At 47.4% G+C, this 25,566-nt stretch carries 16 protein-coding genes and 1 pseudogene; 11 read left to right on the top strand and 6 right to left on the bottom strand.

Annotated elements, in window-relative coordinates; all coding sequences use genetic code 11:
- The first annotated feature begins 6 nt into the window (after window positions 1-6).
- Window positions 7-4,698, top strand: a complete 4,692-nt coding sequence (gene tccB / locus AAC155_RS17235) for an insecticidal toxin complex protein TccB (RefSeq protein ID WP_113043487.1) — start codon at window positions 7-9, stop codon at window positions 4,696-4,698.
- Between the two features lie 133 nt (window positions 4,699-4,831).
- The gene (tccC, locus tag AAC155_RS17230) at window positions 4,832-7,963 is read left to right on the top strand and encodes an insecticidal toxin complex protein TccC (protein ID WP_113043486.1); all 3,132 of its coding nucleotides are present in this window, start codon (window positions 4,832-4,834) and stop codon (window positions 7,961-7,963) included.
- Window positions 7,964-8,057: 94 nt separating this feature from the next.
- Here tccC and AAC155_RS17225 read toward each other — a convergent pair whose 3' ends face one another.
- Complete coding sequence (locus tag AAC155_RS17225) at window positions 8,058-8,459, bottom strand: hypothetical protein (protein WP_113043485.1); 402 nt, start codon at window positions 8,457-8,459, stop codon at window positions 8,058-8,060.
- A gap of 257 nt (window positions 8,460-8,716) precedes the next feature.
- On the opposite strand from AAC155_RS17225, the gene AAC155_RS17220 reads away from it, so the two are divergent.
- From AAC155_RS17220 to tssH, 9 genes and pseudogenes are all read left to right on the top strand, one after another.
- Complete coding sequence (locus tag AAC155_RS17220; RefSeq protein ID WP_205068571.1) at window positions 8,717-10,792, top strand: type VI secretion system Vgr family protein; 2,076 nt, start codon at window positions 8,717-8,719, stop codon at window positions 10,790-10,792.
- Window positions 10,731-12,908 (top strand): DUF2169 family type VI secretion system accessory protein, encoded by a 2,178-nt coding sequence (locus AAC155_RS17215; RefSeq protein ID WP_113043483.1) that lies wholly within the window; start codon window positions 10,731-10,733, stop codon window positions 12,906-12,908. The genes AAC155_RS17220 and AAC155_RS17215 overlap by 62 nt, the downstream gene beginning before the upstream one ends.
- Complete coding sequence (locus AAC155_RS17210; protein ID WP_158536593.1) at window positions 12,905-13,963, top strand: pentapeptide repeat-containing protein; 1,059 nt, start codon at window positions 12,905-12,907, stop codon at window positions 13,961-13,963. Before AAC155_RS17215 ends, AAC155_RS17210 begins: the two co-directional genes overlap by 4 nt.
- Before the next feature lie 29 nt (window positions 13,964-13,992).
- The gene (locus AAC155_RS17205; protein ID WP_113043481.1) at window positions 13,993-14,628 is read left to right on the top strand and encodes a DUF3540 domain-containing protein; all 636 of its coding nucleotides are present in this window, start codon (window positions 13,993-13,995) and stop codon (window positions 14,626-14,628) included.
- Window positions 14,629-14,631: 3 nt separating this feature from the next.
- A complete protein-coding gene (gene tssE / locus AAC155_RS17200) occupies window positions 14,632-15,165 on the top strand; it encodes a type VI secretion system baseplate subunit TssE (RefSeq protein ID WP_113043480.1) in 534 nt (177 codons plus the stop codon).
- Window positions 15,166-15,168: 3 nt separating this feature from the next.
- Window positions 15,169-16,740 (top strand): annotated as a pseudogene (gene tssF, locus AAC155_RS17195) (type VI secretion system baseplate subunit TssF); the annotation flags it as partial.
- Window positions 16,741-16,796: 56 nt separating this feature from the next.
- Entirely contained in the window at window positions 16,797-17,192 is a 396-nt protein-coding gene (locus tag AAC155_RS17190) for a type VI secretion system baseplate subunit TssG (protein WP_262405166.1), read from the top strand.
- A gap of 10 nt (window positions 17,193-17,202) precedes the next feature.
- Window positions 17,203-17,667, top strand: a complete 465-nt coding sequence (locus AAC155_RS17185) for a type VI secretion system baseplate subunit TssG (RefSeq protein WP_158536592.1) — start codon at window positions 17,203-17,205, stop codon at window positions 17,665-17,667.
- Between the two features lie 46 nt (window positions 17,668-17,713).
- Window positions 17,714-20,344: a type VI secretion system ATPase TssH gene (gene tssH, locus AAC155_RS17180; RefSeq protein WP_113043477.1), complete on the top strand. Its 2,631-nt coding sequence runs from the start codon at window positions 17,714-17,716 to the stop codon at window positions 20,342-20,344.
- A 659-nt stretch (window positions 20,345-21,003) separates the two neighbouring features.
- On the opposite strand, the gene AAC155_RS17175 is transcribed toward tssH, so the two are convergent.
- The 5 genes from AAC155_RS17175 to AAC155_RS17155 form a co-directional block, all read right to left on the bottom strand.
- On the bottom strand, window positions 21,004-21,990 hold the full coding sequence (locus AAC155_RS17175; protein WP_113043476.1) for a type VI secretion system-associated FHA domain protein: 987 nt from the start codon (window positions 21,988-21,990) through the stop codon (window positions 21,004-21,006).
- Window positions 21,991-22,129: 139 nt separating this feature from the next.
- A complete protein-coding gene (locus tag AAC155_RS17170; RefSeq protein WP_113043475.1) occupies window positions 22,130-22,651 on the bottom strand; it encodes an Hcp family type VI secretion system effector in 522 nt (173 codons plus the stop codon).
- Between the two features lie 31 nt (window positions 22,652-22,682).
- Window positions 22,683-23,846: a type VI secretion system contractile sheath large subunit gene (gene tssC / locus AAC155_RS17165; protein WP_113043474.1), complete on the bottom strand. Its 1,164-nt coding sequence runs from the start codon at window positions 23,844-23,846 to the stop codon at window positions 22,683-22,685.
- Entirely contained in the window at window positions 23,833-24,390 is a 558-nt protein-coding gene (gene tssB, locus AAC155_RS17160) for a type VI secretion system contractile sheath small subunit (RefSeq protein WP_113043473.1), read from the bottom strand. The genes tssC and tssB overlap by 14 nt, the downstream gene beginning before the upstream one ends.
- A 101-nt stretch (window positions 24,391-24,491) precedes the next feature.
- Entirely contained in the window at window positions 24,492-25,451 is a 960-nt protein-coding gene (locus tag AAC155_RS17155; RefSeq protein WP_113043472.1) for a type VI secretion system protein TssA, read from the bottom strand.
- Window positions 25,452-25,566 lie beyond the last annotated feature (115 nt).

The following is a 25,566-nucleotide window of genomic DNA, read 5'->3' as shown; positions in this document are numbered from 1 at the left end:
ATAATTATGTTATCGACAATGGAAAAACAACTGAATGAATCCCAGCGTGATGCGTTGGTGACTGGCTATATGAATTTTGTGGCACCGACGCTGAAAGGCGTCAGTGGTCAGCCGGTGACGGTGGAAGACTTGTACGAATATTTGCTGATTGACCCGGAAGTGGCTGATGAGGTTGAGACCAGCCGAGTTGCTCAAGCGATTGCCAGCATACAGCAATATATGACTCGTTTGGTCAACGGCTCTGAACCGGGGCGCCAAGCAATGGAACCCTCTACCGCTAACGAATGGCGTGATAATGATAACCAATATGCTATTTGGGCTGCGGGGGCTGAGGTTCGAAATTACGCTGAGAACTACATTTCCCCCATCACCCGGCAGGAAAAAAGCCATTATTTCTCGGAGCTGGAGACCACGTTAAACCAGAACCGACTCGATCCGGACCGGGTGCAGGATGCTGTTTTGGCGTACCTCAATGAGTTTGAGGCAGTGAGTAATCTGTATGTGCTCAGTGGTTATATTAATCAGGATAAATTTGACCAAGCCATCTATTACTTTATTGGTCGCACTACCACTAAACCGTATCGCTACTACTGGCGTCAGATGGATTTGAGTAAAAACCGTCAGGACCCGGCGGGAAATCCGGTAACACCGAATTGTTGGAATGATTGGCAGGAAATTACCTTGCCGTTGTCTGGTGATACGGTGCTGGAGCATACAGTTCGCCCGGTATTTTATAACGACCGGCTGTATGTGGCTTGGGTTGAGCGTGACCCGGCAGTGCAAAAGGGAGACGACGGCAAAGATATCGGTAAGACCCATGCCTATAGCATAAAGTTTGGTTATAAACGCTATGATGATACTTGGACGGCGCCGAATACTACCACGTTGATGACGCGACAAAATGGAGATGGTGATCAGGATATATCACGCACTAGTTTGTCGATTGATGAAAATGACATTGTGCTACGAGATGTGAATTTGTTGGCTACCACCGACTTTAGTATTGATCCGACGGAGGAAACTGACAGTAACCCGTATGGCCGTCTGATGTTGGGGGTGTTTGTGCGCAATTTTACGGGAAGCCCATCTCAGAATCGCCCTACTGTGTATGGCTACTTGTATTGTGATTCAGCCTTTAATCGCCATATTCTCAGGCCATTGAGTAAGGATTTTTTGTTTAGTACCTATCGTGATGAAACAAATGATCAAAACTGCTTGCAATTCGCGGTATACGATAAAAAGTATGTGATCACTAAGGTTGTTCCGGGCAAGCCAACAGAAGATCCTGAAAATACGGGTTGGGTAAGTAAAATTGATGATCTGAAACCGGGTACCGCCGGTGCCTATGTGTATATCGATCAAGATGGTCTGACACTCCATATCCAAACCACGACTAATGGGGATTTTATTAACCGTCATACGTTTGGTTATGATGACAGAGAAAGCAATTCTACGTCTGGTTATGGCTTTTCATGGACAGGAAACGAGGGTTTTTACCTGGATTACGATGATGAAGACTATTACAGCTTCCATAATGCAGTAATTACCTATTATCCCCAGGGTTATGGTGGAGGGTCTACTCCTAATGGAACATGGGATATAAACCAGCCCGTTAATGATGCATGGAATTCCATATTCCTGCTTTATGGACACCATTCCGTTACTGTGAAAAATGGCGGTATCGCTTGGGTAGGGGATGATCCTAGCAGTTATAACCTGTATATTCCGGATGGTACACGTTTGGGGGATTGGGCCGGTGCAATAAATTACGCTATTAGCATTGATACCTTGATTGCCTTTTTTGCAGGCGCTGGTCATCTCACTTATATCAAAAACTTCAAGAAAATCGCCGATAACCGAAAATTCTATCAAGAAATCAATGTTGACACTGCGGATAACCGCAACCTGTTCAGACATTATGGTAGCCAAAATTTCCAACTTGCCAGCGGTGCAGCCTATTCTACAACTTATACTTTGTCCGAAGCGGATTTCTCCACTGATCCGGATAAAAACTACCTACAGGTTTGTTTGAATGTCGTGTGGGATCATTATGACCGCCCATCAGGGAGAAAAGGGGCCTATTCCTGGGTTAGTAAGTGGTTTAATGTGTATGTTGCGTTGCAAGACAGTAAAGCTCCGGATGCCATTCCGCGATTGATTTCCCGTTACGATAGCAAGCGTGGTTTGGTGCAATATTTAGACTTCTGGACCTCATCATTACCCGCGAAAACCCGTCTTAACACTACCTTTGTACGTACCTTGATTGAGAAAGCCAATTTGGGGTTGGATAGTTTGCTGGATTACACCTTGCAGGCGGATCCTTCGCTGGAGGCCGATCTGGTTACTGATGGCAAGAGTGAACCAATGGACTTTAACGGTTCAAACGGTCTCTATTTCTGGGAATTGTTCTTTCACTTGCCGTTTCTGGTTGCTACACGCTTTGCCAACGAACAGCAATTTTCGCCAGCACAAAAGAGTTTGCATTACATCTTTGATCCAGCGATGAAAAACAAGCCACATAATGCGCCGGCTTACTGGAATGTACGTCCGTTAGTTGAAGGACACAGCGATCTATCACGTCATTTAGGCGATCCTATCGATCCGGATACTCAGGCTTATGCCCATCCGGTGATATACCAGAAAGCAGTGTTTATCGCCTATGTCAGCAACCTGATTGCTCAGGGAGATATGTGGTATCGCCAGTTGACTCGTGATGGTTTGACTCAGGCTCGTGTCTATTACAATCTGGCCGCTGAATTGCTAGGGCCTCGGCCGGATGTATCGCTGAGTAGCACTTGGACGCCGCAAACCCTCGATACTTTGGCTGCCGGGCAAAAAACGGTTTTACGTGATTTTGAGCACCAGTTGGCTAACAGTAATACCGTTTTACCCGCATTACCGGGCAATAACATTAGCCACTTGAAACTGGCAGATAATGGCTATTTTAATGAACCGCTCAATGTTCTGATGTTGTCCCATTGGGATACGTTGGATGCACGGTTATACAATCTGCGTCATAACCTGACCGTTGATGGCAAGCCGCTTTCTCTGCCGCTGTATGCTGTGCCTGCTGATCCGGTAGCGCTGTTGGCTCAGCGTGCTCAATCCGGCACCTTAACGAATGGCGTCAGTGGTGCCATGTTGACGGTACCACCATACCGTTTCAGCGCTATGTTGCCGCGAGCTTACAGCGCCGTGGGGACGCTGACCGGTTTTGGTCAGAACCTGCTTAGCTTGTTGGAACGTAGCGAACGGGCCGGTCAAGAAGAGTTGGCGCAACAGCAACTGTTGGATATGTCCAGCTATGCCATCACGTTACAACAACAGGCGTTGGATGGATTGGCGGCGGATCGTCTGGCGCTGCAAGCCAGTCAGGCGACGGCGCAACAGCGTCATGACCATTATTACACCTTGTATCAGAACAACATCTCCAGCGCGGAACAACTGGTGATGGATACCCAAACGTCAGCACAATCCCTGATTTCTTCTTCCACCGGCGTACAAACTGCCAGTGGCGCGTTGAAAGTGATCCCGAATATCTTTGGTTTGGCTGATGGTGGCTCGCGCTATGAAGGGGTAACGGAAGCGATTGCCATCGGATTGATGGCTGCCGGTCAAGCTACCAGCGTGGTGGCCGAGCGTCTGGCAACCACGGAGAACTACCGTCGCCGCCGTGAAGAGTGGCAAATTCAATACCAACAGGCACAGTCTGAGGTCGACGCATTACAGAAACAGTTGGATGCGTTGGCAGTGCGTGAAAAAGCAGCGCAGACTTCCCTGCAACAGGCGAAGGCACAGCAGGTACAAATTCGAACCATGCTGACTTACCTGACCACTCGTTTCACCCAGGCGACTCTGTACCAGTGGCTGAGCGGTCAATTAGCCGCGTTGTACTATCAAGCGTACGACGCTGTGGTTTCTCTGTGTTTGTCCGCCCAGGCTTGTTGGCAGTATGAATTGGGTGATTACGCCGCCACTTTTATCCAGACCGGTACCTGGAATGACCATTATCGTGGTCTGCAAGTGGGGGAGACACTGCAACTTAACTTGCATCAGATGGAAGCGGCCTATTTGGCTCGTCATGAACGCCGTCTTAATGTGATCCGTACTGTGTCGCTCAAAAGCTTATTGGGCGATGGTGGTTTCAATAAGTTAAAAACCGAAGGCAAAATCGACTTTCCATTAAGCGAAAAGCTGTTTGACAACGACTATCCGGGGCACTATTTGCGCCAGATTAAAACTGTGTCAGTAACACTGCCGACGTTGATCGGACCGTATCAAAATGTGAAGGCAACACTTACCCAGACCAGCAGCAGTACATTGTTAGCAGCAGATATCAATGGTGTTAAACGTCTCAATGATCCGACAGGTAAAGAGGGTGATGCGACGCATATTGTCACTAACCTGCGTGCCAGCCAGCAAGTGGCGCTCTCTTCTGGCATTAATGATGCCGGTAACTTTGAGCTGCGTCTGGAAGATGAGCGCTATCTATCGTTTGAGGGCACGGGTGCAGTCTCCAAATGGACGCTTACCTTTCCACGTTCAGTGGATGAACATATTGATGGCAACACATTGAAGGCGGATGAGATGCAGGCGTCACTGTTGGCGAATATGGATGATGTACTGGTGCAGGTACATTATACCGCTTGCGATGGCGGTGCCAGCTTCGCGAGCCAAGTCAAGAAAACACTCTTTTAAATTAACTTTTAACTAAGACTTCCCACTCTGGTAGCCAGAGTGGGAGAGGATCTGTCATACCTAAAATCAATCTTGCGATCTTTCTCCATTTCATTGGAAGGGAAGCTGTAAAACAAAATAGAAGGAATATGATATGAGTACGTCTGATACCACTCTTTATACTCAAACCCCAGCGGTCAGCGTGTTAGATAATCGCGGTCTGTCCATTCGTGATATCGGTTTTCACCGTATTGTAATCGGCGGGGATACTGATACCCGCGTCACCCGTTACCAGTATGATGTCCGTGGACACCTGAATCACAGCATTGACCCACGCTTGTATGATGCAAAACAGGCTGATAACTCGGTGAAGCCTAATTTTGTCTGGCAGCATGATTTGGTTGGTAATGCTTTGCGGATAGAGAGTGTCGATGCTGGCCGTACTGTTGCATTAAATGATATTGAAGGTCGTCCGGTAATGACGATGAATGCGGCGGGTGTTCGTCAGACTCGTCGCTATGAAGGCAACACGTTGCCCGGTCGCTTGTTATCTGTGAGCGAACAAGTTTTTGATCAGGAAACTTCTCAAGTAACAGAGCGCTTTATCTGGGCTGAGAATACTACAGAGGAGAAAGAGTATAACCTCTCTGGCTTGTGTATACGCCACTATGACACAGCGGGCGTTACTAGGTTGATAAGTCAGTCACTGGCTGGGGCTATTTTATCCCAATCTCACCAGTTGCTGGTTGAAGGGCAGGAGGTGAACTGGAGCGGTGACGATGAAACTGTTTGGCAGGGGATGCTGGCAAGTGAGGTTTATACGACACAAAGTACAACCAATGCCATAGGGGCTTTACTGACCCAAACCGATGCGAAAGGCAATATTCAGCGTCTGGCTTATGACATTGCCGGTCAGTTAAAAGGGAGTTGGTTGACCGTGAAAGGCCAGAATGAACAGGTGATTGTTAAGTCTCTGAGCTGGTCAGCCGCAGGTCATAAATTGCGTGAAGAGCATGGTAACGGCGTGATTACCGAGTACAGTTATGAACCGGAAACTCAACGTTTGATTGGTATTACCACCTTCCGTGCCGAAGAGAGTCAATCAGGAGCCAGAGTATTGCAGGATCTACGCTATGAGTATGATCCGGTGGGGAATGTCGTCAGTATCCATAATGATGCCGAAGCCACCCGCTTTTGGCGCAATCAAAAAGTGGAGCCTGAGAACCGTTATGTTTATGATTCTCTGTATCAGCTTATGAGTGCGACAGGGCGCGAAATGGCCAATATCGGCCAGCAAAGCAACCAACTTCCCTCACCCGCCATGCCTGTGCCTACAGACAACAACACTTATACCAATTACCTTCGTACCTATATTTATGACCGTGGCGGTAATTTGGTTCAGATCCGACACAGTTCACCCGCGACTCAAAATAGTTACACCACAGAGATGACCGTTTCAAGCCGCAGTAACCGGACGGTATTGAGTACATTAACGACAGATCCAACCCGAGTGGATGCGCTATTTGATTCCGGCGGTCATCAGAAAACGTTAATACCAGGACAAAATCTGGATTGGAATCTCCGTGGTGAATTGCAACGAGTAACCCCGGTGAGCCGCGAAAATAGCAGTGATAGTGAATGGTATCGTTATAGCAGTGATGGCGTGCGGCTGCTAAAAGTGAGTGAACAGCAGACGGGTAACAGCACTCAAGTACAACGGGTGACTTATCTTCCGGGATTAGAGCTGCGCATAACTGGAGTTGTAGATAAAACAACTCAAAATTTGCAGGTGATTACAGTCGGTGAAGCGGGTCGCGCACAGGTAAGGGTATTACACTGGGAAAGCGGTAAACCGGCAGATATCGATAACAATCAGGTGCGCTACAGTTACGATAATCTGCTCGGCTCCAGCCAGCTTGAACTGGATAGCGAAGGGCAGATTCTCAGTCAGGAAGAGTATTATCCGTATGGCGGCACCGCGCTATGGGCAGCGAAAAATCAGACAGAAGCCAGCTACAAATTTGTTCGTTACTCCGGTAAAGAGCGGGATGCCACCGGATTATATTATTACGGCTACCGCTATTATCAGCCTTGGGTGGGCCGATGGTTGAGTGTTGATCCGGCGGGAACCGTGGATGGGCTGAATTTGTACCGGATGGTGAGGAATAACCCCATCACATTGACTGACCATGACGGATTAGCACCGTCTCCGAACCGAAATCGGAATACATTTTGGTTTGCTTCATTTCTGTTTCGTAAACCTGATGAGGGAATGTCTGCGTCAATGAGACGGGGACAAAAAATTGGCAGAGCCATTGCCGGCGGGATTGCGATTGGGGGGCTTGCGGCTGCCATTGCCAGTACGGCTGGTGCGGCTATTCCCGTCATTCTGGGGGTTGCGGCCGTAGGCGCAGGGATTGGCGCATTGATGGGATATAACGTAGGTAGCCTTCTGGAAAAGGGTGGAGCATTACTTGCTCGACTCGTACAGGGAAAATCGACGTTAGTACAGTCAGCGGCGGGCGCGGCTGCCGGGGCGAGTTCAGCCGCGGCTTATGGTGCGCGGGCACAAGGTGTTGGTGTTGCATCAGCCGCCGGGGCGGTAACAGGGGCTGTGGGATCATGGATAAATAATGCTGACCGTGGGATAGGTGGCGCTATTGGGGCCGGGAGTGCGGTAGGCACCATTGATACCATGCTGGGGACTTCCTCTACCCTTACACATGAAATCGGGGCAGCGGCGGGTGGGGCTGCTGGTGGGATGATCACTGGTACGCAAGGGAGTACCAGAGCCGGGATTCATGCCGGTATTGGCACCTATTATGGCTCTTGGATTGGTTTTGGTTTAGATGTCGCCAGTAACCCCGCCGGACATTTAGCGAATTACGCGGTGGGTTATGCCGCGGGTTTGGGGGCGGAAATGGCGATCAACAGAGTAATAGGTGGCGGATTTTTGGGTAGGCTCTTAGGCCGGGCTGTCAGCCCATATGCCGCCGGTTTAGCCAGACAATTAGTACATTTCAGTGTAGCCAGACCTGTCTTTGAGCCTATATTTAGTGTTCTCGGCGGGCTTGCCGGTGGCATTGGAACTGGTCTGCACAGAGTGATGGGAAGAGACAGTTGGATTTCCAGAGGGCTAGGTGCTATCGGCAGTGGTATAGATAATATTGCTGGCATGATTGGTAATCAGATTAGAGGCAGGGTCCTGACCACCACAGGGATCGCCAATGCGATAGACTATGGAACCAGTGCGATAGGAGCTGCACGACGGGTTATTTCTTTGTAGTCAATATATTGTAGTAAACATTGCCAGAAATCTCCGTCCAATATTGGGCGGAGATTTCGAGTTAGGATGCGGTTACTTTAATATCAAAAACAATTTAATTTTTTAATGCGTTTATAATGCTCGTAGCTTGTTCTTTATCTTCTACCCCCATTCTGAATGAAGGACTTAAAGAAGTTTGAATAGTTGCCGTGACAAGATGAGTACCTTTAAATGATATTGTCATTTGGGTGCCGATGTTTTTATTGATTAAAGCATCAAAGTGAGCAAAACATTGTTTATCGTTTTTTATCGTTATCTCTATCTGGTCATTCCCCCCTTCATCTGGCCCTAAATAATCGATTTTATCGGTACAATCGTGAGTTAAGATAAAATTGCCACCGGATGAAAAGGCAAATTTCAATCCCTCTTCTGCTTGTGTTTGTCTGTTTGAGTTATGTTTACCGGAGCACCCGGTTATTACGGAGAGAAGTAACATAATAACAAATAAATTTTTCATGATTCCAACCCTGTTATATTGAATAATCACCTTCAATATAATCTATACCCGTTATCTTTCAAGTTGCCTCTTTGTTGTCTGCACTCGTTTTTTGAATTTCGTATCATCTGTTGCTCCATTTTACTTAATCATCATCAATTTCATGTTATCACCTGATGTTCTGCTCAGATCTTTAAGGTTTATTATCGCCTGAGAAGGTCAGCGTGAGTATTGCTCCCTGACAGTGAGACAAGTCTGTTTTATTGGAGAAGATTATGGTGAGTCATACATCCGATTATCGTACAGATGTCCGCATTGTGGCGCATATACCGCTTAATAGGTCTGATAGCAATAAATTGCATTTCAGAAAATTAACTGGCAGTGAATCCTTGTCGCAACTGTATCAGTTTAAAGTAGAGTTTCTTTGTCCATGTCATGATCTCGATATGAAGTCATTGTTGGGTAAAAGTATGGCTTTGGAGATCCCTCTAATACAGGGTGGTTCCCGTTTCCTACATGGTGATATTACCCGTATTGAATATGTCGGACATCATTTACAGGAAGAAAATGATAAGTTATATATTTTCACGCTGCATCCTTCGCTCTGGTATTTGACACAAAACCGTGACTGCCGTATTTGGCAGGGGCAGAGTGTGCCGGATATTATTGCCGGTCTGTTGGCAGAATATCATGTTAATATAGAGAATCGTCTTAGTAGCCATTATCGTCAATGGGAATATTGTGTCCAATATCAGGAAAGTACTTTTGACTTTATCAGTCGATTAATGGAACACGAAGGCATCTACTATTATTTCAGGCATCATGAAAAGGGACATACTTTAATTCTAGCTGACTCGCCAAATGCCCATCAGCCATTTAATGATGATTATGTCCAAATCCCCTATTTAGCAACACGACCCGGTGTGGTTGATCACCAGGAAGGTATTATGTGCTGGCGCACAGCACAGGAAATTACGCCACGAGTTTATACGCTGGATGATTATGATTTCCGTAAACCTCGGGCGCATTTATTGGAAATATGCAGTAATCCAGCATCATGTGCGGTTAATAAGGCTGATGTTTTTGAATGGCCGGGACGCTATATCGACAATCAGCATGGTCAGTTTTATGCGCAAGTTCGCCAACAGGGATTTGAAGCGCGGCAACAACAGATGTACGGCAAGGCAACAGCATGCGGATTAGCGCCGGGATGTACTTTTACTTTACAAAACAGCCCTTGTCCACCGGATACACAGCCCTTTCTGGTGACGCATGCGGAATATGAATTATATGACTGTACGTTGTATGACGAATTGGATGGGAGTTGTTGGGACCAAGGACCGTTCCGAGCCGCATTTCACGCAATACCCGCTAATGTTATTTGGCGTCCGCAACGGACAACGCTTTGGCCGAAAACCTATGGTCCACAAACGGCGGAAGTCGCTGGTCCGGCGGGGGAAAGTATCTGGACCGACAAATATGGTCGCGTCAAATTGAAATTCCGTTGGGACAGATATAGCCAGCCGGATGATAGAAGTTCTTGTTGGGTGCGGGTTTCTAGCAGTTGGGCTGGTTGGAAATATGGCAGCTTACAAATTCCACGTATTGGTGAAGAGGTAGTGGTTGATTTTATCAACGGCGATCCGGACCGCCCGTTGGTGACTGGGCGAGTTTACAATGAGGAGTGCATGCCACCCTGGCAGTTACCCAATGATGCAACCCGAATGGGGTTTATGAGCCGCAGTAAGAAAGGCGGAGTAGAAAATGCCAGTTTTCTGTTCCTCGAAGATGCGCCGGGACGTGAATCATTCACCATGCACGCCGAACGCGACATGAATATCTCCGTTGAGCACGATAAAAATATCACCGTTGATGGTGTCTTAGCTCAGGAGATAAAAGGCGAAACTCATCTCAAGCATCATGGTGTGTGTCATACCCTGAAAATGATGCCGGATATACAAACTTTCCAATTGGGGAAGACTGCGATTATCGGCGCCGGTGGACGCGCAGATTTTATTGCGGGTGGCAGGTATGAACGTATTCAAGGTAAATCAGAAACGCAGGTCAGCCAGAGTATTAACCAGCACGCGGGAGAAGATATCAGCCATCATGCCTTGGGTAATATTCTGTTCGATGCCGGCAAGCAGATCATCTATGGCGACAGCCTATATCTCAATCGAGAAAGCAACGATCCCAATAATCAGGCACAGCAGAAGCTGATGACATTGCAGACATTAACCCCTGAAGAAATAGCGGAACGGGCATCCTTCATCGCCACAGTCGTTCGAGAAGATGCACCTCGATTGGCAAAATGCCTTTGGCGGTCACTGTACCGCAGAAAACCCGTTGGGTAAGGGAGATGAACCTGTTACTCGTGAGGGGGTATTGTGGCACCCATTACCTAATGTTGAACATCCGGATCAACTGCTACATTCACTGCATCAGCGTGTGCAGCCAGCTAGTTTCTCCCCCCTTGATTTTAGCTGGCCGCAACGTAGTCGCATGATGGGAAAAAAATACGATAAGCAGTGGCTGGCGCATGAATTCCCCGGTTTTGCCCGCGATACAGATTGGCACCTGTTCAATATGGCCGGATCGGATCAATGGCTGAGCGGACAACCCTGTCTGCCGTCGGGCGCCACTTGGTGTATCTGGAATATGCATCCCACTCAAGCCGTACAACAGGGAACGTTACCTTGCTGGCAAGCACGCTGTTTTATCACGCGTCAGCGTGGTGGAGAAATGCGCTTTGAGGAGCTTCACTTACGTGCTACCACGGTATGGTTTATTCCTCATCGGGAACGTATGGCACTCATTTGGCACGGTGCTTGTCCAATTAATGAAGATGATGCAGTGGATGTGCATCAAATGCTGGTGGCGATGGAGTTGGCACAGGCTGAGCGGCCGGTTGCTCATTACCAACAGGTGATGGCGCAACGGGCAGAGAAAGAGAAGGGGGCGCTTTTTACCCTGCGAGAACAGGATTTGATGGATGAAAGCCTGATTGCGCCTTGGATAGATAATGACGTACAGGTTACCCCCAGTGCGCTGGCAGAGACGATGACAAGGCGTGAAACTTATTTGCGTCGGCGGCATCAGACGAGAAGTGAGAAGCAAGAGCAGGATATTAATCAACTGCTTGCAGAATTGCCTCAGAAAGAGGGAAAAGCGCTCACTGCCGATAAGTTACCGGAGCTGGTTGCCAGCTTGGAACGACAGGCAGAACGGATACAACAGCGGGTTCAGAAGAAAAGTGCTGCATATGCAGCGGCTGAACGTGCCAGTGCTTCCCCGACTGGCCCGGCGAGTTACTACCGTATGCTGGACTTGTTGCATAAACAGTCACAGAAAACACCGGAAGGCCAAACACCAGAGGTGTTGAAACGTACGCAGCGTAGTTTACATCAGATGTATTTGCTATCTGCGGATACACGTCCGCCGGCAGGCAGATTACAGGGTGAACAGGCTGAGGTGTTACGTCGTCATGTGATGGCTTGCATGGCAACAAAACGCGATCTCAGTGGGATGGATCTAACGGGTGCTGATCTTTCTGGTTTGGATCTGCGGCGAGCTAATCTACAGCATACTCTGTTGGAAAATGCCAATCTGGATAACTGCTGTTTAGATGAAGCTGATCTCAGTGAAGCCATGCTGGCTTATGCCTCATTGAATAACACTTCGCTAAATGCGGCTTGTCTGAATAATGCTTCCCTGACCGGAGCGAAGTGCCACAACGGTTATTTTATCGGGGCACGTCTTGGCGGTGTGTTGTTGGAACAGGCAGAACTGGTCATGTGTGATTTTTCCCAAGCTGCTCTAAGTGATATTACGTTACGTCAGTGTACGTTGCATCATTGTCGTTTCCCTCAGGCGCGGTTGGAAAACTGCCTGTTTATGGATCTCATACCGGAAGCGCTGGATTTTAGCCATGCCTATTTAACGCGTGTGACGGTCATCAATGGTGGCTTTACCGCAGTTCGTTTCAACCATGCGGTGATGGAAAGTTGTACTTTTCTAAACAGCGCGTTAGATCATGCTCAGTACCAGCATGCCCATTTAGACAGTTGCGTGTTTACCGGTACAACGCATATTCGTGCTGGTCTGTTTCAGCATGCGCGGCTGACCAGTTGTAATTTTCGTCTCATTCTGCTTGAAGCGGCTGACTTTTCAGAGGCGGTACTACAAAACTGTGATTTCAGCGAAGCGGATCTCAGTTTTGCGCAAATGAGCGCCGTCAATGGCAGTCATTCACTGTTTATTCGCACCTTATTGACCAATAGTCATTTGCAGGACGCTAATCTGATGGGCGCGTTACTGCAAAAATCCCATTTAGCGGGCGCGGATTTGCGTCGTGCCAATCTGTTTCGTGCCGATATTTCTCAATCCAGTGTTGATGTGAATACGCAATTGCAGGGGGCTTTGCTTGATCAGTGCAAAACCCTGCCATGTGCCGGAGGCAAATTGATATGAAAACCTTAACGCCGGAACAATTGAGCGCGCTGATTTCCCAAGGGGAAATCATTCAGGATGTATCTCTGACGAGTGAGTTGCTGGCAGAGAGGGATCTGGCTGGTATGGTGTTTGTTAATGTTACCTTTGAAGGCGTTGAGTTCCGTTGTTGCAGACTTGATGAGACCGTTTTTCAGCAGTGTCAGTTATCATATACCTCTTTTCAGGGGATGACGCTGAAAGGGTGTTCATTTCAGCAATGTAATTTGTCGCAAGCCTGCTTTGATCGCACTCATCTGGATAACTGTATATTTCACGATTGCCAACTGGAACAGTTCTCTTTGCAAGATGCTGCACTAAATTCTACCTATTTCATCTCTTGCCAGCTTAATCGTGCACGTTTTGTCAACAGCACACTTGATAAAGTCACTTTGTACGATAGTGATATTCATAACGGTACTGTACATAATTGCCATTGTCAGAGTTTGACTTTGTTCGGTATGGATCTACGCAACGTGACCTTTACAGGCAGCCGGTTTGAACGAGGGGTGTTTGCCCATTGTGATCTGCGCGAAGGGAAGTTTCAAGGGCTCACCTTTTTGGCTTGCCAATTTACTGATAATCCGTTGGATCGTGCCGATTTTCGGCAGGCGATACTGACGCAAAGCTGCTTTAAAGGCGCATCACTGCGTGGCGCCTGTTTAGATGAGATAGAGGCCGAAGGGGCGCTATTTATTGAAAGTGATTTACGTGAAGCGCAGTGCCGGCAGGCAAAAATCAATCATGGCCAGTTTATTGCGGCCTGTCTACATCAAGCAGATTTCTCCCACAGCATGTTAGTCCAGAGTCAATGGCGCTATGCGCAAGCGAATAGCTGCTCTTTTGTCGCCTGCGATTTGAGTTATGCCGATTTCAGTTGGGCGGATATCAGTCATGCGGATCTGCGCCAGGCGCGTTTTAAACGCACATTGATGCATCGGGCCTGTCAGCAGGGCAGTCGCTTCTCTGATCGTCGGGGGATTCTGGCGCGAGATGAGGCACTGTTTGCGGCAGAAACATGGAATGCGCGTGGTTAGCGCTTAACGGGATATCGGGATTTTTATTTATGAACGCAACGCAAAAATCATTTCTATTGGAGGTTAATCTTCCTCAACAGGCTGTCGGGCAAGTTGTTAATACTTTGCCAACAGGGGAAGTGGTCGTGGAGTATCAGCAGCGTGGCTGGCAATGTGGTGTCGCCATCAGTTGTTTGTTAATACCGCAAATCGGTGATGAGGTGCTGATTCATGGTGATGATAACCATCGGCTATGGGTGCTGGCGGTGTTAAGTCGGGCAGATGAACAGCAACCGGTGACGCTCACTGTTCCGGGAGATTTGCATATTGCTCCGCAAGGAGAATTGATGCTCCACAGTGCTGAACAGATCACTATTGATAGTCAATCTGTGCAGATTAGTGCGCAACAGAGTGATTGCCATATCACCCATATGCGTTACAGCGGTGATGAATTGACGGCTTGGGTCAATGTGGCCTGTCTGCTTGGCCGGCGTGTGGAAGCATTGTGGAAAACCGTGGTTCAAATCAGCCAGCGCGTATTGCGTAAGGTCGAACAGGCAGAGCATGTACGTGTTGGGCAACTGGATTGTCAGGCCCGCGATTATGTACGCTTACATGCACGTAATACCATCATTACGTCGCAGGCAGTGACAAAAGTGGATTCTGAACAGATTCATATGGGTTAAATAATGAGCAAAATACCAGAGAAAAACGCCGAGGTATGCCGTTCTCCTGCAATCTATGGCGGTTATCAGACTTGTCCTATGTTGCTTGAGCGTCTGACTGAGAATAGCAATGATGGGGAACAGGTATCATTTGGTAATAGCGCTCAACAGCTTCGTCTTTCGGTACTGCATAATTTGCAGGCTCTGCTTAACTGCGATCATTACTCCTCTGGAGTCGATCTTTCATCCTGGCCGCATGTTAGTACCAGTACGTTAAATTTTGGCATCCGGGCGCTGGCCGGAAAGTTTATTTCTCAGGTGAACTGGGAAAGTATTGAGTACGCGATACGTGAAGCCATTATCCATTTTGAACCGCGCATTATTCCGCAGGAATTAATCATCACGGGAATGCGGGGTGATCAGCAACTGAATGCTCACAATATTCTCTGTTTTGAAATCCGAGGACATCTGTTGGGTTTTTCTCGCCCATTAGCCTTCACTTTCAGTAGCCATGTTGATCTGGAAAACGGGCATTTTGAGCTGGTGGATGGAGGGTAAATCATGAATGAAAAATTACTGGAGTATTACAATCGCGAGTTGGCATGGCTGCGTGAAATGGGAGATGAATTTGCCCGTTATTATCCTGGCATTGCCGGGCGGTTAGGGATGCAGGGCAATGACATTACCGATCCTTACGTTGAGCGTTTGCTGGAGGGCGTTGCTTTTTTGACTTCGCGTATTCAACTCAAGATGGATGCTGAATTTCCTCGTTTCTCTGCCCAGTTGCTAGAAGCGCTTTATCCTAACTATCTTGCTGGCTTGCCTTCAATGGCAATTGTTGAATTACAACCAGATCCCACTAAGGGGGATTTGAGTAAAGGTTTTCTTGTGCCGCGTAGTTCATTGATGGAAAGTCAGGCACTGAAAAAGAAGGGGATCAGTTGCCGCTATCGTACCGCGCAGGATGTGACTTTGCAGCCGTTGCGTTTATTACAGGTGGAATTGGGGGGCGTATCCGCGGATATTCCTTTTTCTGCCCTTGGCGGTGCTGAGGCGCAGGGCACTTTGCGTATTCAGTTATCGTGCTTTGACAATGTGTCATTGGGTGAATTGCAATGTGATGCGTTGATGTTCTACCTCAGTGGCGGTGATATTCCCGCTTTACAACTATTAGAGTTACTGATGGTGCATTGTCAGGGGGTATTGTGCCAAATCCCCGGCAGTACTGTACAACGGTTATTGTTGCCTCCTCAGTCGCTGCGTCATGAGGGGGTTACTGCCGAGCAGGCGTTGTTGCCCGTTGATTTGCGTAATGTCGAAGCGTATCGCCTGTTGCAGGAATATTTTGCCTTTCCGGCCCGTTTCCAGTTTTTCAGCATCAGTGGCTTGCAGCCGTTGCTGGCGCAGGCCGGTAAACAACAGCGATTGGAAATTCAGATCCTGCTGGATGTACGTTCGCCACAGTTGGAAAAGGTGGTGGATGTTAGCCACTTGGCTCTACATTGTACCCCTGCTATCAATCTTTTTCCCCGTACCGCTGAACCGATGACGCTCAATGAACAGCAACATGAATACCATGTTGTGGTCGATAATATGCGTCCGCTTGATTATGAGGTTTTTTCTGTCACAGCATTACGTGGTATTGGTACTCAGCATGACAGCGACGACTATATTTTCCATCCTCTTTATCGCACCCAATGTAGTGATGCGTTAGTTAATGCGGGGTATTTTTCTATCCGCCGTGAATCGCGTCTGTTGCCACAACATGTGAACCGTTATGGCATGCGTTCTGATTATCTTGGCAGTGAGGTCTATCTCTCTTTGGCTGATGAGCATCATCCGCCTTGGCGCAGCGATTTGAAATATCTCAGTGCGGAAGTTCTGTGTACCAACCGTGATCTACCTTTATTACTGCAACGACAGGCGCAAGAGGGGCTGGTGATGCAGGATTCAGTTCCCGTTGCTGCTGTGCGGTTGCGTAAAGGCCCTACTGAACCTCGTCCGGCATTGGCAGAGAGTAGTGCCTGCTGGCAGTTGATCAATCAATTACAGTTCAATTATTTCAGCTTGCAGAATTGCGCCACTGAACAAGGTGAAGCGGAATTACGGCGGTTATTACGTTTTCATGCCAGTCAGGTTCACCTTATCCACTGGGGCGTTCACCTTTACTGCATTATGAACCCTTACGTTTGGGGCAACAGCCAGCATTATGCTTTGCGCCAGCAGAAATTGCGGCCATCGTCCCTTATCCAGATGGCACTTGTTATCAGATTAATATCAATAACTTTGGCCTGTTTGGCCCGAATGGGCCTCTGCCTTTACATGTCACCGAGTTTGCCTGGCAACGTCAGAAGCAACATAAAGATCATGCGTTGAGTGCCTTTTTCAATCTGTTTCAGCACCGTCTAATCACTCTGTTTTGGCGTGCATGGGCGGATGCTCAACCTTGCCTCTCTTTTGATCGCAGTGATAACCGCCGCTTCGATTATTTTTTTGCCAGCCTGATCGGCAGGGGCCATTGCCTCCGGCACCAGCGGACACACCACTATATGGTGGGGCATCTGACCCGCCAGTCGCGTAACTAAAGATGGCCTGTTGTGTCTGCTACGTTACCACTTTGGCTTGCCGGTGACATTGCATGAAAACCAGTTTCATTGGTTGACGATAAAGCGTGATGATCAGTTGCGGTTGCACAATGGTCATGCTGGTGCTCGGTTAGGCAGTACTACTCGTCTCGGTATTGCGGTGGCTGATGTGCAATATGCATTTTGTCTGGAACTTGGGCCGCTCTCTTGGCTGGTATATCAGCGTTTCTTACCGGCTTCACGGTTTGCAACATCCTGTTGTGATGAGCTGCGGCAATTGTGTGACTGGGTTCGGTGTTATGTCGGCCTTGAATATGCCTGGAAGCTCAGAGTTACGCTGGATCATCAACATTATCAAGGATGTTCGCTAGGAAGCGCTCAGTCTCTAGGGCAGAGCTGCTGGCTAGGGCTGAATATCCACCATCACGATCGCAGTGATTTCTGTTTTAGCCCAGATAACCCTGCGCAGTCATAGCAGACTGTACTTGTTTTCTTTATCTACCAATATGGACGAGGATGTTATGTTGGATATCAATCGCCAGTCACTGTTTAATAAACTGAATGCGCCGTTATTTCGAGCTTTGGACAGAGCCAGCACGTTTTGTAAATTGCGGGGCAATCCTTATGTGGAACTGGCGCACTGGTTGCATCAACTGATGCAGCAGGCAGCGGGTGATCTGCAACAGATCATGGGCTATTTTGCGCTGGATGAACAGCAAATGGCGCTGGATATTGTACAAGCGCTGGATACATTACCGCGTGGAGCCAGCGCGATTTCCGATCTCTCTACCCATATTGATGAAGCCGTGGAACGGGCTTGGGTATGTAGTTCTGTGACCTTTGCGGCAAGTGAGATCCGAGGGGCGCATCTATTGCTGGCACTGTTAACCACCTTTAATCTACGCCAACATCTATTGGCGATTTCTGCTCAGTTTGCTCAGATTAATGCGGAGAGTCTGGCACAGGATTTTACCCATATCCTGTGCGACAGTACGGAAAACAGCCTAATGAAAACCGCAGCGGCAGAGAGTGGGGAGAAGCAGTTTGCGTCCGACAGTGCGCTGCAATGTTATGCACAGGATATGACCGCACTGGCGCGAGCTGGACAAATTGATCCGGTCGTCGGACGGGATAAAGAGATCCGCCAACTGATTGATATTTTGTTACGTCGTCGGCAAAACAATCCGTTGATTACTGGTGAGGCGGGAGTGGGTAAAACGGCGCTGGTAGAAGGGTTGGCGCTACGGATTGCATCGGGTGATTTACCACCGTCATTGTGCCATGTTCAGCTCTGGTCGTTGGATATTGGCCGTTTAGAGGCAGGGGCCGGCATGAAGGGAGAATTTGAAGCACGTTTGCAGGCGGTGATTAACGAGGTTCAACAAAGCCCAGTTCCCATTATTCTATTTATTGACGAGATTCACATGCTAATTGGCGCCGGTGGCGCACAAGGAATAGGTGACGCGGCGAACCTGTTGAAGCCGGCTCTGGCGCGTGGACAGTTGCGTACTATTGGGGCGACCACTTGGGCAGAATACAAAAAGCACATTGAAAAAGATCCGGCGTTGACGCGACGTTTTCAGGTGTTGCAGGTTGCACAGCCGGACGAAGCATTAGCTTTACAGATGGTACGTAGCCTGTCCAGACAACTGGAGCGACATCATGGCGTGTTATTGCTGGATGAAGCGTTAGAAGCTGCGGTATCGCTCTCTCATCGTTATATTCCGGCCCGCCAGTTGCCCGATAAAGCAATAGCGCTGCTTGATACCACTTGCGCGCGGGTAGCGGTCAGTCAGCACAGCCAGCCGGCGGTATTGGAAGATTACCGCCGTCAGCTTGATGCACTTCAGATTGAATATGAGATTGTTTGCCGTGAACAGCAACTGGGTGGCGATGGCGATCATAGTGCACGTTTAGCACAGCTTGATGATCAACGTCATGAATTGCAGGCAGAGCAGCAGGTTGCACAGCGTTGGCAGGATGAAATGCGGTTGGCTCAGCAGATTATCAGCTTATGCCAGCAACTCATTGCTGATGATGAAATGTCGGCAGATGATGCGCCGCGTTTGTCTTGGCAGACACAATTACAGAATTGCCGACAACAATTGAGTTTATTGCAGGGGGAACAGCCATTAATTACGGTCGCAGTGGATGCCCACAGTGTTGCAGCCGTGGTTGCGGATTGGACTGGAATTCCTCTTGGCCTGATGGTGAAAAATGAAATCAGCATTGTCCAGAATTTGGAACATAGCTTGGAGCAACGGGTTATTGGTCAGCAACATGCGTTAAGTATCATCAGTGAACGGGTACGTACGGCGCGTGCACACTTGGGTGATCCCAATAAGCCGGTGGGGGTATTTCTGTTATGTGGCCCTTCTGGGGTAGGGAAAACCGAAACAGCGTTGGCATTGGCTGAAAATCTGTATGGTGGTGAGCAGAATCTGATCACTATCAACATGAGTGAGTTTCAGGAGTCACACAGTGTATCAACGTTGAAAGGGGCGCCGCCGGGATATGTTGGTTATGGTGAAGGTGGCGTGCTGACGGAGGCTGTTCGACGGCATCCATACAGTTTGGTGTTACTGGATGAGGTGGAAAAAGCACATCCTGATGTACATGAGCTGTTTTTTCAGGTGTTCGATAAAGGCTGGATGGAAGATGGAGAAGGTTGTCGCATTGATTTCCGCAATACGTTAATCATACTGACCTCGAATGTGGGTAGTCAGGAGGTTATCAGTGCCTGTACCCGGCAGGATGGTTTGCTGGATGTGGAAATGTTGACGCAGCAGTTACGTCAACCGCTGCTACGGATATTTCCTGCCGCTCTACTTGGCCGTCTGACGGTCATTCCTTTCTTGTCATTGAGTGATGAAATGCTGGAAAAGATTGTACAATTGCAATTGACGAGGGTAGCCCAACGCCTGTGGGAAAATTATGGTATTGAAGCGCAATTTGATCGCCGAGTGACACAACAGATTATGGCTTGTTGTATGGAACAGGAATCTGGTGCTCGCAGGATTGATTCCATTATTACTAATATTTTATTGCCGCAGATGAGTCGTAAATTGCTGACGGCAACGATGGAGAATCAACGTTATTCGCAATTGAAAGTCGCTTGGGAGAATGCGGCATTTCAGTGTTATTTTTGTTGAGATTGCCATATGTGCATAAAAACTTAAGCCTATATATCCGTTATCTTTCAAATTGCCTCTTTGTTGGCTGCACTCGTTCACCCCGGTCACATCGTTCGCTATGCTCCCGGGGATTTGCTCCCTTGCTATCGCGATGCATCTTGAAATCCATAGGGTATAATACAGTTAGAAAACTGATGAGAAACTTACCTGAACCAATATATCGGCTGAGATCTTTTCAAAGGTTGCAAAACAGGTTTTAAAGTCGTGGGGTTGTTGATTGTAAACCATGGAGCTACATAAGCCTCAAAGCGTTGAGCGTACTTTTTATTGTTTTTTAGTTGTATTTTTCATTTATTACTTTAATAATTTATTATATATAAGTGAGATGATTAATTTTCATAGAAAATGATCTGTTGAGAAAAATAGTTGTGAGCTATGGTGAGCAATTGCATCACGAGCAAATTTGAAGTTAATAGTGATATTGGTTTGGCGGGCTAAAATAATGAGTAGGAAAACTGTGTATATTGAGCTGATAGAATTTTTGGGTAGTGAATATTGAGATCAACCTGTCTGTTATATAATCCATTATTACGCAAAGTGCTAACCCAGAAGTCGGCACTTTGTTATTAACTGGTTTATACCCGTTATCTTTCTCCAAAAGTTCTTTGGTTTTGTTATTAATCATCACTGCTGTCGAAAACAGCATTTAATTTTTGTTGGTAAACGCTAAGGAAAAAAGCGTTGAATAACGTTGACGATTGTTGGCGTATCTCTTCGGTGGTTTGTTGATAACGGTCAGTAAAGTTATCCCATAACCTTGCTTTACGGTGTTGTGTGTTATTCAGGGGCCAGAAGTGGGCTGCCGGGACACTGTTTTCGTCGTAGGACGGATCAAAGCGATTTATTATGGTGTTAAGACAATAGAAAAGTGCTTCTTTCATTGCCTGTTCATGTCCGCCTAACATGGGGTATGTTTGTGGTGTGGTCATGTCGTTGGTTGTAGATGCGGAGGGTTCTGTTTTGAATAGGCATAATGGATCGAGTTGTTTTATCTGCTCTTCCCATAGCTGTAGCGGTGTGGTAGAGCGGTAGGTATTTGGCTGAAACAGGGCATGACTGTTGGTGCGTTGGCATTGAGTGGTAAAGAGTTCTATTGGATCAATAGGGCGGGTAGCGAGTTGATCAAGAGTTTGCAGGATCTCTGTTTCTGGTGACGAAAAATTGGCCGCAGAGAGTTGATCACTCGCTTTTTGGTTTTCTTTGGCGGGTAATGTTGTATTTAATTCATCCCATACCGCCTCAGAAAGATCGGCTTTTGTTATTTCCTGTTTGACGGAATGATATTTTTCCATTTCTATTTCGTTCACAGTTAGATAATAATCACCAATTTTGAGCTTATTATTTTCTTGCAGAGATGCGGTTTCTCCACGCGCTAATGGAATATTGTTAATCATCATGAAGGCCGTTCCAATATTAGTAATAGTGCAGACACCTTGGGCAGAAATATTTATACTGGCTTGTAATGCCGAAATACAACTATTTAGATCTGGCAACACAAAATGATTATTTTCGCTGGTGCCGATAGTTCCTCCGGGAGGATAAAAAATATGACTGCTATTGGCTGCCATATTGCCTGATGGAGGATTGATAAGGGTTATTTTCATAACAACGTTGCTTATTATATTGAGTAATAATTTACCCTTCCGCCACGAAAAAGGGATGCAGCATCCTAAAGGATACGAACATAGCGTATTCCGGGCGGAAGGTTATTTTTTACTGATTTAGTTATCAGTGCGTGTTTTCTTATTTACTGGTGTTCTTTTGGGTATCCCAATTAAATTCTACATTGGCACCACTTTTTCCTTGGTTATCTTGTTCTTTATAAACCACTTTGGCGATATTTGGTGAAAAGCTGTATTTCACGCCAATAGTGCCGGGTATAATGGCTGTTGAACCTTCTGTTAAATGTGGAATATCGCGGTTAAAGTCAACCAGTTCAATGCTGTCAAGCAATGCACTACCAAGCGTAATCGTGGTGAACTCTTGTTGTTCGCCTCCTGCTTTACGCATGGTTAGCTTTACTTCCGGCAGATGAACGCCTTGTGCTAATTTCTGCATTAACGTTGGCATTGCCTTATCCATCCGGGCATAGACCACCAGAGAGTGTACTTTGGCGCGTCCGCTGCCACCACCACCGCCACTACCGGTTTCTACTGGTTGTGATAGTTTCCATTCAAAGGTATGCACATCAATACCGTTAGGATGATTGCTATCTTTACATTCACCGGAGACATCTTTGATATCCAAATAGATGCTGTTGTTCATGATCACATTCCTTATTTAGTCATTTTCAGAATTAACCACCACTCTGTTTTAGAGAGGGCAGTTTTGATACCAGCCGCAGGGAAACCGTTAATCCCTCCAGTTGATAGTGGGGACGCAGGAAGAATTTGGCTTGATAATATCCGGGGTTATCTTCCTGTTCGATGACCTGTACTTCAGCCGCTGCTAGTGGTTTGCGCGCTTTGGTCTGTTGTGAGGAGTTGGCGGGATCGCCGTCAACATAGTTGATGATCCATTTATTTAGCCAGCGTTCAATGTCGTCGCGGCTCTGAAATGATCCCACTTTGTCACGCACAATACATTTCAGATAGTGTGCAAATCGGCAGCAGGCAAACAGATAAGGTAAGCGAGCGGCCAGATTAGCGTTTGCTGTGGCGTCGGCATCCATATATTCCGCAGGTTTTTGCAGTGATTGTGCGCCGATAAATGCCGCAAAATCGGAGTTTTTACGGTAAACCAACGGGATAAAGCCGTTTTTTGCTAACTCAGCTTCACGACGATCACTGATAGCAATTTCCGTTGGGCATTTGATATCCAAACCACCATCATCTGTCGGAAAAGTGTGACAGATCAGTTTATCCACTGCTCCGCCTGATTCGACGCCCCGGATGGATGCACACCAGCCATATTCTTTAAAGGAACGGTTAATGTTCACCGCCATCGCATAGGCTGCATTGCTCCAGACATAGTTACTGTGGGTAGCTCCTGCGGTTTTTTCTTCAAAATCGAATCTTTCAACGGGATTAGTGCTGATACCGTAAGGTAAACGTGCCAGAAAACGTGGCATGACCAAGCCAATGTAACGAGCATCTTCCGATTCGCGCAGACTACTCCAGGAAGCATATTCCGTGTTGCTGACTAAATAGAGCAGACCACGCCATGCACCCTCCAGTGCTTGAAAATCAGCGTGATGGAGAATTTCGTTGATTTGTTGCGAAAGTTTGTTGTCAATGGCGGCAATCAGTACCTGAATGGTGCTGAAAGTGTCGCTCGATAAGGTCAGACTGTTTTCCAGCGCTTGATGTGCCAGAGTTTTAACGGCGTTTTCCACGGCGAGGCGTGCCTGATCTGTTTTAGGGCGAAATTCTTTCCTGAGTAACGCATTAAGTTCACTCTGATTGTAGTGAGTCGTTTGGCTGGAGTTTTCACCAGCTAAGTGGATTTCAGGCTGGCTCATGGCTGTCTCCCTGCTCTTGTTTTGCTGCTGGATTTGTGGATTCTGTGTTGTTCAGCGGTGCAGTACTTAACGATTTCAGTAATGCCGGATCTTGTAGGATAGTCGCGATTAGCTCTTCGGCTCCGCTTTTGCCATCCATATAAGACAGTAGGTTAGCCAGTTGAGTACGTGCTTCCAGGAGCTGATTAAGTGGTTCAACCTGACGTGCTATCGCATCAGGTAGAAAATCATCCATTGTGTTGAAAGTGAGAGCGACTTGAATTTTCCCTTCACCGCTCAAGGTGTTGTCCACCGGAAAGGCAACGCTTGGGAGTAGTGATTTCATGCGGTCATCGAAATTATCAACATCAATGTCGAGAAACTTTCGCTGACTGAGTGGAGGAAGTTGATCAGCAGATTTTCCAGCTAAGTCCGACATCACTCCCATGACAAAAGGGAGTTGAACCTTACGTTCATCACCGTATAGTTCGACGTCGTATTCAATTTGTACTCGTGGTGCACGATTACGGGCGATGAATTTTTGCCCGCTGTTTGATCCTGACATAGTATTCTCCATCGACAAAATCAGTAGTTATGAGTCATTGACGGAGTAACAGCGGCTTTTCCAGCGTATTACCCCCCATTTTGCTGTCTCCTCAGCTCGCGTTATGTCTGCTTTTTACAGCCCAAAAAGTGTTCAAGTTGATCGACAGCCTCTGGAGCAAGATTGCGCATAATATTCATAAAATCCTGGTTAATGAGATGTTTCACTCGTGCAATCATCAATGGTGCTGGATGACTGGATTCATGTAATAGAAAGTACTGCCGTACCGCTTCCAGCGCTTGTTGAGCCTGTTCACGATTCTGGATACTGGATGGCTGCCAGCTATTGGATAGGCTTGGTTGGTGCGTATTGTTACCATTGCCCGGTAGGGGATGTTGGCTATCCTCCTCAATTTGAGCAGTATCGGGTTGCGGGGCGAGAAGCTGTACCAGATGGTGAAATATTGCCATTTGACGGCGCATATCTGGCAGACCACTGTCACCAAGATGGCTACGTAATGTGTTAATCAGGCATTGCAGGGTGGCGGCTATTTGTGGGATTAGCTTTATCACCGGTGCTTCACCTTGCTGTAATTCAGCAATCAGAAGATCTATCCCACCGGGAAATGGACTCTCTTCCGTGTTACTGCCATCCAGACATTTCATGATATCTGCCACGGTGAGGATTATCCCATTCCTGCGGGCGAATTCGCACAGACGCACCTGTTTAGCCAGCGCAAAACCATCACCTAGCCCCTGTAATGCGTTAATACGCATCAGTGGGTCTGGTTCACCATCTTGTTTTACGGCGGGCCACAAGGTTTCCCAATAACGCGCAACTGTCTGTTCCAATAACATCAGACCTTGTGCATATCCAACCAAGCCGTATTGGCGGCACCAGGCTTGCATGAGCAGGATAATAATGTGCAGATCTTTGCTGCGTGCTAGCAGAGCAAGTGCGCTTTTCTCTATCTGTCGCCAGTCAGGTTCCTGTGTCGGAATGATAAAGTCGCCGAATTGCTGTTCAGCTTTTCCCTGCGACAATTGAATCAGATGTATGAATTCAGCGCTTGTAGTGGTCAACTAATTCCGGACAGTAAATTAGAGAGAGCCTCAGCTTTTGCCGGTGGCACCCCCTCGTTGAACTGATGTGGCCGACTCCAGTTGTCATAATCCATCAGGTAAAAACTTATATCCC

It is taken from the genome of Photorhabdus sp. HUG-39 (assembly GCF_963878365.1).
Taxonomy (GTDB): Bacteria; Pseudomonadota; Gammaproteobacteria; order Enterobacterales; family Enterobacteriaceae; genus Photorhabdus; species Photorhabdus kayaii.
Note: the sequence above shows the minus strand (reverse complement) of the source record. Positions and strands in the feature narration are given on the sequence as shown.

Coding starts and splice junctions, on each gene's coding strand:
- tccB (WP_113043487.1), top strand. CDS start 7: ATGTTATCGACAATGGAAAAACAACTGAATGAATCCCAGCGTGATGCG.
- tccC (WP_113043486.1), top strand. CDS start 4,832: ATGAGTACGTCTGATACCACTCTTTATACTCAAACCCCAGCGGTCAGC.
- AAC155_RS17225 (WP_113043485.1), bottom strand. CDS start 8,459: ATGAAAAATTTATTTGTTATTATGTTACTTCTCTCCGTAATAACCGGG.
- tssB (WP_113043473.1), bottom strand. CDS start 24,390: ATGTCAGGATCAAACAGCGGGCAAAAATTCATCGCCCGTAATCGTGCA.
- AAC155_RS17175 (WP_113043476.1), bottom strand. CDS start 21,990: ATGAAAATAACCCTTATCAATCCTCCATCAGGCAATATGGCAGCCAAT.
- AAC155_RS17205 (WP_113043481.1), top strand. CDS start 13,993: ATGAACGCAACGCAAAAATCATTTCTATTGGAGGTTAATCTTCCTCAA.
- AAC155_RS17210 (WP_158536593.1), top strand. CDS start 12,905: ATGAAAACCTTAACGCCGGAACAATTGAGCGCGCTGATTTCCCAAGGG.
- tssC (WP_113043474.1), bottom strand. CDS start 23,846: ATGAGCCAGCCTGAAATCCACTTAGCTGGTGAAAACTCCAGCCAAACG.
- tssE (WP_113043480.1), top strand. CDS start 14,632: ATGAGCAAAATACCAGAGAAAAACGCCGAGGTATGCCGTTCTCCTGCA.
- AAC155_RS17170 (WP_113043475.1), bottom strand. CDS start 22,651: ATGAACAACAGCATCTATTTGGATATCAAAGATGTCTCCGGTGAATGT.
- tssH (WP_113043477.1), top strand. CDS start 17,714: ATGTTGGATATCAATCGCCAGTCACTGTTTAATAAACTGAATGCGCCG.
- AAC155_RS17215 (WP_113043483.1), top strand. CDS start 10,731: ATGCACCTCGATTGGCAAAATGCCTTTGGCGGTCACTGTACCGCAGAA.